Source organism: Sphingomonas sanguinis NBRC 13937, from assembly GCF_001591005.1.
Classification (GTDB): Bacteria; Pseudomonadota; Alphaproteobacteria; order Sphingomonadales; family Sphingomonadaceae; genus Sphingomonas; species Sphingomonas sanguinis.
Map to the genome: position 1 here is coordinate 1 of NZ_BCTY01000065.1, position 14,593 is coordinate 14,593.

The window sequence follows — 14,593 nt, forward strand, 5'->3', positions numbered from 1 at the left end:
GGCGCGCCAGTAGCGGATGGTGATGAGCGTCGCGAGCGCCAGCCACCACAGGCCGAAACCCCACAGGCAGAGCCCGGCGACGACGCCGATCCCTTGCGCGACGGTACCGACACCGGCCAGCCCGTGCGCCGCGAGGATCGCCGGCGCATCGGCCCCGAGCACCAGCATACCCAGCGCCCCGGTGCCGATCGGCCCCAGCGCCAGCCAGGAGGATGCCGCCATGCTCTCATGCGGCAGCTTGTGGAGCGCCATGCGCAGGATCAGGATGGCGAGGATGCCGAACGCGACCGGCACCGAATAGGCCCACAGCACATAGGATGTCGCAAGGGTCACCATCTGCGCGTGAGGATCGACCAGATGCGGCGCGAGCAGCCCGCCGCTGGCACCCGCCACTTCGGCAGCGACGACCGGCAGCAGCCATACCGCGGTCATGCCGTCCAGGCTGTGCTCGTGGCGGGTAAACATCAGGTACGGGATGAGCACGCCGCATGCGAGCGACATGGCGACGTCGATCCACCACAGGACGTGTGCGACCGGCACGATGCCGTTACCGAACCGCGCGATCCCGAAGGCGAGGCATCCGTTGATGATCGTCGCCAGGCCCATCGGGATGGTCCCGATGAACATAGACACGGTGTTGTGCCCGAAGATGCGCCTCGCCTCGTGCCCGAACATCACCCAGCGCGCGCCATAGAGGCCGGCGAACAGCGCGAAGAGCGCGATGTTGAAGAACCACAACATCTCGCCGACCGGCTTCAACGCAGTTCCGATGCCGGGCACCTGCGGCAGCGCGAGCGCGAGGATACCGGTGCCCATCGTCGCGGCGAACCAGTTGGGCGTGAACTGGCGGATCATCTCGCGCGGATGGTCAAGCCGGCTGAGCGGCTTGAGGCCGGTCAGGACCGAGGGGGTGTCGGCAGTCATGCGACCTGCTCCTTGATGAGGTCCGTCAGCGCGTCGGCCGCGCGGGTGCGATAGCGTTCCTTGTGGCGCAGCGCGTGAAAGGCGCGATCGGGCAACCCAAGCGGCAGCTCGACCAGATCGCCGGCCTTAAGCGCGCGTGCGACGACCAATCGCGACAACACAGCGACGCCGGCACCGGCCTCGACCGCGGTACGCACCGCCTCGTTCGACGGCAGCGTCATCGCTACCGTCAGCTGAGCCGGATCAAACCCGCGCGTTCGCAGTACGTCCTCGAAGGTCGAGCGCGTGCCCGAACCCTGCTCGCGGACGATCCAGCGTGCAGCGCGCAGCCAGGCATCGTCGATGCGTTCGGCTTCCTCGCGGCCGACCAGTACCATCGGGTCACGCCCTACGATCCAATGCGCCAGCGCCGGTTCGTCCACCTCGCCCTCGACAAAGCCGAGTTCGGCCGCGCCGCTCAGGACCTGCGCTGCTGCACCCTCAGTGTTGTCGATCGCCAGCTCGACCGCGATCTGCGGGTGGCGTTCGTGGAAGGCGGCGAGCTTTGCGGGCAACCAGTAGCTCGCGATCGTCTGGCTTGCGACGATCCGCAACGATCCACGCGCAAGCCCGGCATAGTCCGCCAGCATCGTCTCGGCATGCGCTGCCCGCCCCAGCACCGCGCGCGCTTCTTCCAGAAAGCCTCGGCCTGCCTCGGTCAGCTGGATGCCACGCCCGACGCGGTGGAACAGCGGAACGCCGTAGCGCGCTTCGAGGGCCGCAACCGCGCCGGAAGCAGCGGACTGCGTGACGTTCAGCGCCTCGGCCGCACGCGTAACGTGTTCACGCTCGGCCACGCCGACAAATATTCTCAATTGCTCCAGCGTCATGATCAATCTCCTGACGCCGATGTTAGGCTTGATTAAACAATCTATCCATCTCGTTGATCGGTTCGTTCCGATCGCATTTCATGATTAATTGCGTACCGTGGCAACCGCGCGGTCGAGCATCGCCCGGTCGATCGCGCCTGGGATCACCAGCTTGCCGATGACGATCCCCGGCGTACCCTGCAGGCCGTAGGAATGCGCCAGAGCGTCGGTTTCGCGCAAGGTCGCATCGATCGCGTCTTCCCGCGAGACGAGATCGCGACGAAGGCGGTCCATATTCAACCCGGCATGCGCCGCAGCTTGCGAGAGATCGTTTACGCTCATCTCCTTCGGTGCAGCCATCAGCGCATCGTGAAACGCAGCGTGGCGGCCTTGCATCGCGCTGGCGATAGCCCAGCGCGCTGCCTCCTTGGACGCCGAACCCAGAACCGGCCAGTCACGATAGACGATGCGGACATTTGGGTTGTCGCGGCGGAAGCCATCGAGCACCGCATGGAACGCGCGGCAATGCCCACATCGGTAATCCGAAAAGACGCTGACGACGGTTGTGGCGTCACGGGGGCCAGCGATCGGCACGTTCGCGTCATTTGAGGATATTGCTGACGGGACGATCGCTTCGCTGCACGCGGTCGTGAGTATTATCGCGCAGGCGGCCAGGGCTTGGGTCAACGTAGGCATGACGATGGCCTAGCCGCCGATCGCGTCAAAGGTCCAAACAGGATCGGTGATCGTTCCGATCGGCCTGCGCCGCACACGACGTTCGGCCATCTAGATCAACGGCAATGAATTGACCCGCATGACCGCGCCGCGGCTGATGGCTCCCGCCTTTGCGCCCGCCTGGCGGGCAGGACACTTGCCTATTTGCCAGATGACGGAAGGGCCGAACGATGCCCAGATCGTTAATGCCGTCAACTCTATATTAACGATGCTCGACGTCGAGCTGGTCGGCGCGGAGAGGATGATTACGCGCTACTCCTACCATCCCGCCAGTCTGAATCGAGCAGATGAGGTGTCCTAAGGGACGCTGACTATAGGGATCAATCAAAAATGATGATGGCACGTGTGCCGCCTAGTCGTCGAAACGTGAGCCGCATTCTACCAGTTCGCTCGTCAAATATATTCTTGTGCCGGGTTCATGTCTTGAGGCAAAAAATTGTGCTGTCTTGCTTGTAATATGATCCGCTTCGCAACGTGTATCTCACTTCCTATGAGAGAGGATGGCCGAGATGCTCAGTTAAAGCAAAGCGTCGATGATCGTCGTACTCGGCTTGTCGAACACTGTAAAACCTAATGCGCGTTCGTCATCCGAATAATGGCGGTGTGGCTTCATTCGGGTCGCAAACTACATGCCCCGCATCCGCATTTTCCCCATGGAATACGAACGCTCCCTGACCGAAAATAATTCCGGGTAGCAGCTTCATTGCCGCCAAACTTGTCAGACCTCGCGCGTATGGATCACTGTCACACGTTCATCGGTCCAATGGTTGAACATGGCCGCTACAATCGGCTGGCCGGAATGATGGGCGATAATTGATCACGATTGTGTATTGAAACCATCGTGACCACGCGTTGGACGCGAGGGGCATATCGGTCGATCTAACGGTATCGGACCGGCACGATCACCCGCTGGATCTGCGATAAGGATCAAACGATGAAAGCTGCAATCGTTCTGGTTGCCGCGATGTTGGCGTCAGCAGCGCCACTCCCGGTAACCGCTCAGGCCTATTGGGCCGCGCCCGTTGCAGATAGTTTTCCAGCTGATCTCATGGCGGTTCAGTCGCCATGGTCAAGGCCGGACATCGATCTAAGTCATCAGGACCGGATTTACGTGTCCGATCCGACATCGACGAACATTGCCGTCATCGATCCTGCCGCGGGCAGTGAATTGGGCTCGATCGACCTTTCGAAGGGCGCAATTGTCAAAACACCCTTTCTCAGCCTGAACGTCCCACGGATGGCTGCGACGCGTGACGGGCGGACGTTGGCCATATCGACATCAGCGACGAGAGGCGTTACGTTTGTGGATCTGGCTACTAACACGAAACGCGGCCGGGTCGCGTTCAAGAGTTCGCCGACCGCCGTCGCGTTTACACCCAACGGGCACGAACTCTGGGTTTCGCTCGGCGATGAAAATGCCATCGCGATCGTAGACCCTAAAATTGCGCGAGAGATCACTCGTATTCCAGCGAACGGCGGAGCGGGCGCTACCATCCTGTCGCCTAGCGGACGCTATGCCTTTGTGTCGCTCACTAAAATGCCGTCCATCATGGTCATCGACGTGGCGCATCGGCGCATCGTCGGAAATGTTGCCAGCATCGGCGATGGAGAGGGAGCAATCGCAGTGTCGCCAGACGGTAAACAGATCTGGGCGACACGCCGCGACAGCGGCACGACCACGGTTTTTGCTGCCAAGCCGCCGTTTGCGGTGCGCGAGGCGATAAAAACTGGCCCGGCGGCAGGCGCCCTCAACTTCGCCCAGCGCGCGGATGATTCTTTCGCGTATGTCGGCGTTGGTGGCGATGTACCTGCGATCAAGGTCTATAGAACCGATAGCCTGGAGGCTGTGACGACCGTCCCGCTGCAAGCACCTCCAACTGCGGTTTGGCCCTCTGGCGATGGTACGAGGATCTATGTTAGCCTAGCCGGAACTGACAAGCTCGCGACGATCGACACGCTTACGTACACCATGGCGTCGGAGATTCCGATCAGTACCGATGCTCAAAGCCTTATCTATGTTCCTGGTGCCGTCCGATCGGGTAAAGGTCTGGCCAATCTTGCCCCATTCGTACGCGATGAAGGGCGTACCTTATCAGTGCGTTAATCATTTTCAACGTCTTTCACTCTTCAAGAAATATTTTCCATAAGGACTAGTCTTCGGATAAGTTGTCCTCAGTAGTGCCGTGGTGCGATTTGTTATTTGCTGATCTGCCGGGGCGCACCCGGTGATGTTTCAGGTCAGAATAGTCTATACTCTATGAACTGCTTGCCGTGCCGTAGGTGCTGGGCCAAATACGCCGGGTGGTAATGGATTTTGAGGATTGCCCATTATCGCTGGTGGTAGATATAATTATCGCCGGTGATGCCATTATGACTTTGAAGGACATCAGTGCGGTTCTACCATCATAACCAGCCGCGTCATTAACGTCGACAGTCATAAATCTCCTTTTCAGATTGGATTGAAAAGTAAGATCAGTTGGACTGATGTGAGACGTTCAACCATCTTCTCATCGCGATGTCGCGCATCTCGCGCCCCGCCGAGAATGGAGTTCGAACGATGGCAACGCTGCCCCGACAGGTCGACCATGATGTGTCCGCCGATGACCTGATCCCGCGTCCGATGCTGACGCTGGTGCATGACGTCGACGACTACGATGCGATTGAGCGCACCGCGCCCGGCGTCGCCTCGCGCGGCGTTCACCCCGGCGCACTGCTCGGCTTGGTCGGTATCTACGCGACGATGCTCACCAGCTTCTGGACCTTCTTTGCCCGCGACACGTCGGCCGGACTGGTGATGACGATGGTGACGGTGCTGATGATCGTCTATTTCGGGCTGATCGTCGGCGGCATCCTGGCGGCTGACGCCGCCATGCCGGGGGAGCGCCAGCGCAGCTTTCGTGAATTCCTGGCCGGTCCGGTCGAAACACTGAACGACGTCGTCACCGGGCGACAGGCGGTGATCCAGATGCTGTTTCTGCCGGCCTGCATGGCAGTGCTGGCTGCGGTCATCGGGATCATCGCCCGCGTGTCGCAAATGGGGTAGGGTGATCGCACAGCGTCTGCGGAGCCGTCCGCAGGCTGCCGCAAACGGCGGAGATTGGTCGGAGCGGGCACCCTCCTGTGACGGGATGAGCCTGAAGGTAGTGGGTAAGATGCGGGAACAGCTCGACCCGTGATCTTGGCCCGCGCCCAATTCGCGTCCACGGAGGTGTTACATTTCATTTTTACGAATTTCTCGACATGATTCGTCCGCTACATGCTCGTCCCCAACATGCTTAGCTTCTGACCGGTCTACGAGTTTATCGCGATCTACTCAGTTATCGCATGAAGATATTTGCAGTTGCCTTCGGCATTGATGTCGTATTGGGCAACGCTATATCTTACCAGTTCGGCACAAATTAATCGGTGTTTTCGGCCAAGGCTGGGTCGGTGATCGGGCCCACCATGGCCTATGCGGTGCTGACCGCTTTTTTCCCTCAAAGTTCCCTTCCCCAGCGTCATGCAATTCGGGATGTGCGAGGTCGGACTATGTCGCCGCCTCGCTTATAGTGGATGCCGTCGGCGCCTTGCATCTGCTGCGCGTTGCTGAAGCGCTACGGTGGTGGCCGATGGTTTCCAGCTTAGAACTTCAACGGTCACCGTAACCGATCTCGATCCGTGATCTAAACCATCAAATCAAACGGTTGGATTGATTTAAACCGTCGGGGCATCCCCGTGTCATGGTTTCAACCTCCTCCGCCGTGACCGTGCAGCTCTCCGTGGCCGATGTGAAAACCCGGCTCGGCAATGGCGCTCCCGGAGCATCAAGGATCCCTCCAATGAAAAAGCTTTTGCGTAGCCTGCCCATGGCGGCTGTCTTGGCCACGGCATCGCCGGCGATGGCGCAGCAGGCCCCGCAATGCGGGACAAGCGGCGTTGCACTGCAGCTGCTTGGTTCGGGCGGACCGATCTCCGACGATGCCCGCGCATCGTCCGGGGCAATTATCTGGATCAATGGCAAGGCTCGCATCCTGATCGATGCCGGCGGCGGCACGTACCTGCGCTACGGCCAGTCGGGTGCTCGGCTTGAGGACCTCGATTTCATCGGCATCTCGCATTTCCACACGGATCACAGCGCCGATCTGCCCGCGATCTTGAAGGGCGGCTATTTCCTCGCCAACAGCCATGCGGTGAGGCTGGTCGGCCCGACGGGCAATACCAACTTTCCCAGCATGACCGGGTTCTTCCAGCGCGAGTTCGGCAAAGGGCGGGGATCGTTCGCCTACCTGTCTGGTCTGTCCTCGGCCAGTGAAGGATTGAAGCTCGACGTTCACGCTTTCGACGTCAATGTCGCCAAACCAACGCCGACCCTGGTGTGGCGCGGTGACGGCGTGACCATCACCGCGCTCGGTATCCCGCATGGCGATGTGCCCGCCCTCGCCTTTCGCATCGAAACGCCCAAGGGCGTGATCGTGCTGTCCGCCGACCAGAACGGCAGCCGGCGTGAGTTCCTGGACTTCGCGCGTGGCGCCGACATCCTGATGATGCCGGCGGCGATCGACGACGATGCCGACACCGCCTCGCGCTTCCTGCACGCCCCGCCGACCGTGGTGGGCAAGATCGCGGCGGCAACGCACCCCAGGATGCTGGTGCTGGACCACTTCATGGGCCGGTCGCTGCGCGACAAGGATCACAACATCCAGATCATCCGCGGCTTCTACCACGGCCCGGTCGCCGCGGGACGCGACCTGTCCTGTTTCCCCTTGTCCCGCTGACCCCAAGGAGTTGTTGTCATGAAGCGTGAACTGATTCTCGGCATCGCCGTCACCTCGCTGGCCGCCAGCGCGGCGCAGGCGGCAGAGGCCGCACCCGCCGCGACCACCACCGCCAGCCCGGCGGCGCACGGCGGCGGCAAATGCGCCAGCGGCAAGTGCGGCACGGAAAAAATCTATGCCCAGACCAAGCTGAAGCAGGACCCCAGCGGCCAGTTGGTCCGCGCCCGCGACGGCCAGTGCGGCCTGAGCGGCAAGGGATACAAGGTCGCGCAGACCAGCCAGGACCGGCTGGCCGAGGGCGTATGCGGCCGCTGAGAGCCACCGCCCGCGGCGTGGGCCTTCGTCCGGAACTGGTCGCGCCCTTGTGCGACCAGCCCCGGCGGGGCGACATCGATTTCCTCGAGATCGCGCCGGAAAATTGGCTCGGGCTCGGCGGACGTAAGCGCGACCAGCTCGACCGCCTCGCGGACATCTACCCGCTGGTAGCGCACGGGCTGAGCCTGTCGATCGCCGATCCGCAACCGCTGAACCGGAAATTCCTGGCCGATGTCCGGCGTTTTCTCGACGATTACGGTATCGACCTGTACAGCGATCACCTCAGCCTGTCGCGCGACGAGACCGGCTATCTCTACGACCTGCTGCCGGTGCCCCGGCGAGCGTCCAACCTCGATTATCTGGCCGATCGCATCGACCAGGTGCAGGAGGCGACCGGGCGCCGACTCGTGCTGGAGAACATCTCTTATTACCATGGCTTCCCGGACCAGATGCCGGAGGCCGAGTTCATCTCGGCGCTGGTCGAGCGGTCGGGTTGCGGTCTCCTGCTGGACATCAACAACGCTTATGTGAACGCGCACAACCATCACGAGGATGCACTGGCGTTCGTCACCGCGCTGCCGTCCGACGCGATCGCTTATTACCATATCGCCGGCCATCTGGAACTGGAGGACGGCACGCTGCTCGACACGCATGGCACGCCGGTCGCCGAGGCGGTGATCGCGCTTGGCCGGTCGGTGTGGCAGTGCCACGGGGCACGACCGCTGCTGCTAGAGCGCGACAATTTCGTGCCCTCGCTCGACGAGCTGGCTGGGGAGGTGGCGGCGGTGCAGGCGGCCATGGCGGAGCCGGCCCATGCGCTCGCCTGACGCGGCCGCGCCCGCCCGGCTGCGCGAGGAGGTGGCGGGCCTTGCGGGCCAGGCGCGGCGCGATCCCAGCGATCTGTACGGCCAACTGCTCCGCGAGAATGTCGCCGGAGCCATCCGCAGCAGTTTTCCTGCCGTGGCGCGCATGGCAGGCAAGGCCGTGGTGGTCAGGGCGGCGGATGCATTCGTCGCCGCACATCCCGCCAGCCGGCCGCAATTCCACCAGATCGCCACGGAATTCGTGCTGTTCGTCCAAGGGCAGCCGGTGCTGCCGTCTGCGCTGATGCCCATCATCGAATATGAATGGGTGTTGCTCCAAGTGGAGATCGACCCGGCGGCGCTGTCGGACGATGCCGCCGGGAGCACCGATGCGGCTGGGCCGGTCACGGCCAATCCTACGCTGCGCGTGGTCATGCTGCCGTTCGATCCCGCGCTCATCGATGCGAACGACAGCCTCAAACCCGCGCCACCGCGTCCGCACGGGGTGTACCGGACGCGCGAGCATCATGTCCTCACCCGCCCGCTGACCGTCAGCGACTGCCTGCTGCTGGACCGCCTGGAGCAGGAAGAGGCGATGACATCGCGAGGACTGGCCGAAGCCGTCGAACCATCCCTCTTACCGCTGGTACCCGACTGGATCGGGCAAGGCCTTGCCAAACAGCTTCTCGTTTTTGCCGATCAGAAGGACACTTCCCGATGATGATCTTCCGCTGGCTGAATACCGCGTTCCGTCGCGTCCAGCTCCTCGACTTCCTGCCGCTGCTTGCGATCCGTCTCTATCTGATCCCGATTTTCTATGAAGGGGCCCATGCCAAACTGACGGGCTTCTCCGCGCTAGTACAATGGTTTGGTGCACCCGCGGCACAGGGCGGGCTCAACATGCCCGCCCCGTTGCTTATGGCGACACTGGCCACCGCAACCGAAACAGCGGGCTGCATCTGCCTCGCGCTTGGCCTTTTCACGCGGTTGATCTCGATCCCGCTGATGGTAACCATGACGGTCGCCGGTCTGTCGGTCCACTGGTCGCATGGATGGGCCGCGATCGCGGGCAAGACGGCGGAATCGACCCTTCGCTTCCAGGGTTTCATGGAATGGCTGGCGCAGAACTTCCCCGGTCGGTTCAACTACATCACTCAGCTGGGCGATCCAATTATTCTGAACAATGGGATCGAATTCACCGTCACCTATGTCATCATGCTGGCGGTGCTGCTGTTCTATGGCGGCGGACGCTTCTTCAGCATCGACTATTGGCTGGCGCACAAGCAGCCGCGGCTGCTTGGTTGGCTGACGCCTGAATGCGGCGATGCGGCGCTTGTACGCCCAACCGGTTCGCCGCTGCTGACATAATCGACGGGGTTTCCTGGACCAACAATCAAGGCGGCCGAACAATCGTCTACGCAGATTGACACGCCTACTTTCGAGACGAGACACCCTAACGGTGAAGAGCGGGCTGCAATACGCTCTCCGCTCTTCCCCCTTCTTCCTTGTCAGGCTTCATTCAAGGATTTCAATATGTCAGCCAAGACTCCCGTCCGGATTGCCGTTAGCGGCGCCGCTGGTCAAATCTGTTACGCTCTCCTGTTTCGGATCGCACGCGGCGACCTCCTCGGTCCCGATCAACCCGTCCGGCTTCAGCTCCTCGACCTCGAGCAAGCTCTCCCGGCGGTCTGGGGCGTTGTGATGGAGCTTGAGGACTGCGCGTTCCCACTGCTCGACAGCGTCGACGTCACAGCCGATCCGCACGTCGCATTCGCCGACATCGATGCTGCGTTCCTGGTTGGATCCCGACCCCGCTCGAAGGGTATGGAGCGCCGCGACCTGCTCGCCGCCAATGCTGCCATTTTCCGCACGCAAGGCCATGCTTTGGATCGTGCGGCAAAGCGTGAGGCGAAGGTGCTGGTCGTCGGCAACCCGGCTAACACCAACGCCTGGGTTCTGGCCGAACATGCTCCAGGCTTTGCCCGCGACAACATCACGTCGATGATCCGGCTCGACCACAATCGCGCTGCCAGTCAATTGGCGGCACAGGCAAACGTCAACGTGGGCGAGATCGAGCAGCTCGCGGTCTGGGGCAACCATTCGCCGACCATGTATGCTGACTGGACGAATGCGATGGTTCGCGCGGAGCCATTACCTCGTATTATCGGCGACCCAGAATGGTGTACCGATACGATGATCCCCCAAGTGGCGCAGCGTGGCACCGCGATCATCGAGGCGCGCGGCGCATCCTCGGCCGCGTCTGCCGCCAACGCGGCGCTCGATCATATGCGTGACTGGCTGCTGGGCTCGGACGGACGCTGGGTTTCGATGGGCCTGTCTTCGACCGGCGAATACGATATTCCGCAGGGGCTGATGTGCGGCGTGCCAGCGATCTGCTCACCCGGATCGGTCGAGCGCGTATCAGGGCTGCGGCTCGACGATTTCCAGCACATCATGATCCAACGTAGCGTTGCTGAACTCGTGCAGGAACGCGATGCGGTGTCACTGTTGCTCAAGCAATAACGACGTTTTTGTCATGCAGGAGTGAGGCATCATGCAAGATATCAAGGACGAACAAACCTATCTCGCGCGGCGCGAACGCGCGGAGCGAACGCTGGCTATGTCCTCCGTTCACGAATGTGCACGGGCAGCGCACCTTCGGTTGGCTGCCCTTTACTCGGCCAAGCGCGCCTCGCTTTTCAATGATGGTGGGAGCATGACGAACAACCTGCCGTCCGACGATCCGCTTTCACGGCGATCAGATCAAATCGAGATTATCCGAGCCCCCGCCTGATACGGTCCGTACGACGTCCTTGTTCGCCCTCACGCGCTACGATCGTGTCGATTTGCGAGCAACCCCCGGACGGTTGAGATCGTTCTTTTTCATCCAGCTACTTGAGGTGCTTCATGACCGACGTACGCAAGACCGAATTCGGTAACGGCGGCGAGCCGCACCAGCAGCCGCTCGGCGAGGATGACGTGTTGACCACCAATCACGGCGTTCCCGTCAGCGATAATCAGAACAGCCTGAAGTCTGGAAAGCGGGGTCCGACGCTGCTCGAGGATTTCGTGCTGCGTGAAAAAATCTTCCATTTCGATCACGAGCGTATACCGGAACGAATTGTTCATGCGCGCGGATCCGGCGCCCACGGCGTATTCGAAGCGACGGACGACATCAGCGATCTGTCACGGGCTGCGGTATTTACCAAGGGCGAGAAGACCGAGGTGTTCGTCCGCTTCTCGACGGTGACGGGCGGAGCCGGTTCGGTGGACACGCCGCGCGACGTTCGCGGCTTTGCGGTCAAGTTCTACACCCGCGAAGGCAATTGGGACCTCGTCGGCAACAATATCCCAGTGTTCTTCATCCAGGACGCCATCAAGTTCCCCGACCTGATCCATTCCGTGAAGATGGAAGCCGATCGCGCCTATCCGCAGGCGGCGACTGCTCACGACACCTTCTGGGATTGGGCGTCGCTGATGCCCGAGACGACCCACATGCTGATGTGGGCAATGTCGGATCGCGTACTGCCGCGTTCGTTCCGCATGATGGAGGGGTTCGGCGTCCATACCTTCCGGCTCGTCAACGCGGAAGGAAGATCGAGCTTCGTCAAGTTCCACTGGAAGCCACGGCTGGGCCTTCAATCGACGATCTGGGATGAGGCAAACAAGCTCCAGGCCGCTGACAATGATTATCAGCGGCGCGACCTGTGGGAGGCAATCGATACGGGCGCTTTTCCGCAATGGGATCTCGGCATCCAGGTGTTCGATCAGGCGTTCGCCGAGGCTCAGCCCTATGACGTGCTGGATGCGACCAAGCTGATACCTGAGGAGGACGTTCCCGTCCGGGTCATCGGTACGCTGACCCTGAATCGCAATCCCGACAATTTCTTTGCGGAGACCGAGCAGGTTGCATTCCTGCCGACGAACATCGTGCCGGGGATCGATTTCACCAACGATCCGCTGCTGCAGGGGCGTCTGTTCAGTTACCTGGATACGCAGAAGTCACGGCTCGGCACGACTAACTTCCATCAGATCCCGATCAATGCGCCGCGGTGTCCCTTTGCCAACTTCCAGCGCGATGGCCTGATGCAGACGCGGGTGCCGAAGGGACGTGCGAATTACGAACCGAACAGTCTGGCGGAGCATGGCGAGGAAGGTGGCCCGCGCGCGAGCATGGAGCGCGGGTTCGTCACGACCAACGCGGCGACCGGCGCGGACGAGGAGGGCGACAAGATGCGGGTTCGCACCGAGCTGTTCGCCGACCACTATAGCCAGGCCCGGCTGTTCTATCGTTCGCAAACAGAAAGCGAGCAGGCGCATATCGCGTCGGCCTATGTTTTCGAGCTGTCGAAGGTGGGGCTGCTCGACAAGGTGCCTGCGCGCATGGTCGCCAATCTGCGCAACGTCGACGAGGACCTGGCACGCCGGGTCGCCGATGGGCTCGGGATCGATCTTCCCGAGGCCACGCCGGCTGCCCGGCCGACGATCGACATGCCGCCTTCGGATGCACTGTCGATCCACAAGAACATGAAGCCTGTTCTTGAAGGTCGCGCCGTCGGCATTCTCATCGCCGATGGTACGAACGCCGAAGGGTTGGCGAAGCTCGTCGCGGCGATCGAGGCCGAGAAGGGCAAGGCGGTGATCGTCGCGCCAAAGATCGGCATCACTTTGTCTGACGGCAGTAAGCGCAAGGCGGATGGGCAGCTGGCTGGTACCCCAAGCCAGATCTTCGATGCTGTCGCGATCCTGGTGAACGAGGAGGGATGCGCTTCACTCTTGAAGCAGGGGCCGGCCATTCAGTTCGTCATGGATGCCTTCGGGCATCTCAAGGCGATCGGTATGACCGAAGCGACGAAGCCGTTGCTCGAGAAAGCCGGCGTCGAGCCGGACGATGGCGTGGTCGACGTCGATCACGATTTTGTGGAAGCTGCAGCAAAGCGCTTCTACAAGCGTGAGTCCGACGTGCGTCTTCTCGCCTGACTGCTTTACGGCCCTACGTCTCATGGCGTGGGGCCGTTTAGTTTAGGAATTGCGCCGCCCAATCATGTCGAACGACGTGCAGCCTAATGCCGTGTCCTCCAGTGCGATGCCGACAGCCGCTGCAAGAGCACCGCCAGCGCCTGCCCAATCCGCCATCGGTCAGTGGCCAGTTTCACGGAGACGTGCGCGGCACGCGAAGCGCTAATGTTACCCGGCGCCTTGGCATCGAGCGTGTCGGCTAAGCTGAACGAGCCTGCTACCCGACGTCCGGTAATGACGTCCAGCCAGGTTGGCCTATCGTCGCGGTTAACTGTTACTGAAGCGACTGCGAAGCGTGGGCCCTGCCGATCGACATCCATCGTACGGCGATTAAACCGTTCGTCCGGCGGTCCGTCGCTCTCGTCAGCGAGTGCGCCCGCGATGAGTTGACTGATGCCACGCTCGGCATTCGCCGCCGACTCCGGCAGGGTCGCCACATCGTACACCGCCGATGGCTTAACAGCCTCGATGCTAGGCTGGGACAGCGCCTCCGCTGCTTTGATGACGTATTCGCACTCCGGGACATCGACGAATATTCTGAGCTACTCCAGGGTCATGCGCATATATCGCGCGTCTTGATCAAGACGACTAACCGTTTGATGCGTTCGTTCCAATCTGCATATCGGAACGATCAACAATTCTTCATCTGCGATGACCTCCGATATTTGAAGCGATCCGCGCGCTCGCGGCGTTTGATCGTTCATGACCGATATGATCGAGCGCAAATCCGATCCCTACAACGCCGAGCCGACGCCCGGCGCGCTGATCGAGCGGTTCCTGACGCCGCAGGCGCTGTTCTATGTGCGCAGCCATGGTGCGGTGCCTGATCTGCCTGCCGATCATCGGATCGAAGTGAGCGGGACGGGCATGGCGAGCCGCTCCTTCTCGGTGCAGGAGCTGAAGAGCACGTTTGCCACGCGCACGGTGACGGCAGTTCTCCAGTGCGCCGGCAACCGGCGCACGGATCTCCAGCAGGTCGCCAAGACAGCCGGCGACCCGTGGGACGTTGGCGCGATCGGCAATGCGGAGTGGACCGGCGTACGACTGTCCGACGTGCTGGATGCCGTCGGTGCGCCGGATGCGTCCGACCTGTTCGTGGCGTTTACCGGCGCGGACGAGGTGGACGTGGAGGGCGAGGAAGCCTTGTTCGGGGTATCGATCGCCATGAGCAAGGCGCGGGAGCCCGACGTCCTCA

15 protein-coding genes are annotated in these 14,593 nt (G+C 61.6%); 12 read left to right on the forward strand and 3 right to left on the reverse strand.

Translation table 11 applies throughout. The features are described 5' to 3' along the window. The 3 genes from SSA01S_RS17195 to SSA01S_RS17205 all read right to left on the reverse strand — a co-directional run. On the reverse strand, positions 1-924 hold a 924-nt coding region (locus SSA01S_RS17195; RefSeq protein ID WP_061781372.1), incomplete at its 3' end, for a TDT family transporter. Further along, positions 921-1,793, reverse strand: coding sequence for a LysR family transcriptional regulator (locus SSA01S_RS17200; protein ID WP_061781373.1), 873 nt, complete (start codon positions 1,791-1,793; stop codon positions 921-923). The genes SSA01S_RS17200 and SSA01S_RS17195, both read right to left, overlap by 4 nt. A gap of 84 nt (positions 1,794-1,877) precedes the next feature. Next, positions 1,878-2,459: a DsbA family protein gene (locus SSA01S_RS17205; protein ID WP_164523562.1), complete on the reverse strand. Its 582-nt coding sequence runs from the start codon at positions 2,457-2,459 to the stop codon at positions 1,878-1,880. Between the two features lie 127 nt (positions 2,460-2,586). Between SSA01S_RS17205 and SSA01S_RS17210 the strand changes: the two genes are divergently transcribed. The 12 genes from SSA01S_RS17210 to SSA01S_RS17260 form a co-directional block, all read left to right on the forward strand. Then, on the forward strand, positions 2,587-2,808 hold the full coding sequence (locus SSA01S_RS17210; protein WP_061781375.1) for a hypothetical protein: 222 nt from the start codon (positions 2,587-2,589) through the stop codon (positions 2,806-2,808). A 633-nt stretch (positions 2,809-3,441) separates the two neighbouring features. After that, entirely contained in the window at positions 3,442-4,611 is a 1,170-nt protein-coding gene (locus SSA01S_RS17215) for a YncE family protein (RefSeq protein ID WP_125994336.1), read from the forward strand. A gap of 453 nt (positions 4,612-5,064) precedes the next feature. Next, complete coding sequence (locus tag SSA01S_RS17220) at positions 5,065-5,550, forward strand: hypothetical protein (RefSeq protein WP_061781377.1); 486 nt, start codon at positions 5,065-5,067, stop codon at positions 5,548-5,550. Between the two features lie 697 nt (positions 5,551-6,247). After that, entirely contained in the window at positions 6,248-7,261 is a 1,014-nt protein-coding gene (locus tag SSA01S_RS17225) for an MBL fold metallo-hydrolase (RefSeq protein WP_241229470.1), read from the forward strand. A gap of 18 nt (positions 7,262-7,279) precedes the next feature. After that, a complete protein-coding gene (locus SSA01S_RS17230; protein ID WP_061781379.1) occupies positions 7,280-7,576 on the forward strand; it encodes a hypothetical protein in 297 nt (98 codons plus the stop codon). A gap of 17 nt (positions 7,577-7,593) precedes the next feature. Beyond that, positions 7,594-8,403 carry an MbnB/TglH/ChrH family RiPP precursor modification enzyme gene (locus SSA01S_RS17235; protein WP_244885701.1) on the forward strand — a complete coding sequence of 270 codons (810 nt, stop codon included), beginning with the start codon at positions 7,594-7,596 and terminating at the stop codon, positions 8,401-8,403. Next, positions 8,390-9,100, forward strand: a complete 711-nt coding sequence (locus SSA01S_RS17240) for an HvfC/BufC family peptide modification chaperone (RefSeq protein WP_061781381.1) — start codon at positions 8,390-8,392, stop codon at positions 9,098-9,100. The genes SSA01S_RS17235 and SSA01S_RS17240 overlap by 14 nt, the downstream gene beginning before the upstream one ends. Continuing rightward, positions 9,097-9,747, forward strand: coding sequence for an HvfX family Cu-binding RiPP maturation protein (locus tag SSA01S_RS17245; RefSeq protein ID WP_082795162.1), 651 nt, complete (start codon positions 9,097-9,099; stop codon positions 9,745-9,747). The genes SSA01S_RS17240 and SSA01S_RS17245 overlap by 4 nt, the downstream gene beginning before the upstream one ends. Before the next feature lie 165 nt (positions 9,748-9,912). Continuing rightward, a complete protein-coding gene (locus SSA01S_RS17250; protein ID WP_061781382.1) occupies positions 9,913-10,902 on the forward strand; it encodes a malate dehydrogenase in 990 nt (329 codons plus the stop codon). Positions 10,903-10,933: 31 nt separating this feature from the next. Then, complete coding sequence (locus tag SSA01S_RS19670; RefSeq protein WP_126053449.1) at positions 10,934-11,173, forward strand: hypothetical protein; 240 nt, start codon at positions 10,934-10,936, stop codon at positions 11,171-11,173. 113 nt (positions 11,174-11,286) lie between these two features. Then, positions 11,287-13,359 (forward strand): catalase, encoded by a 2,073-nt coding sequence (locus tag SSA01S_RS17255; RefSeq protein ID WP_061781383.1) that lies wholly within the window; start codon positions 11,287-11,289, stop codon positions 13,357-13,359. 741 nt (positions 13,360-14,100) lie between these two features. Then, positions 14,101-14,593 (forward strand): molybdopterin-dependent oxidoreductase (locus SSA01S_RS17260; RefSeq protein WP_156477908.1); only part of this gene is annotated, 493 nt, incomplete at its 3' end.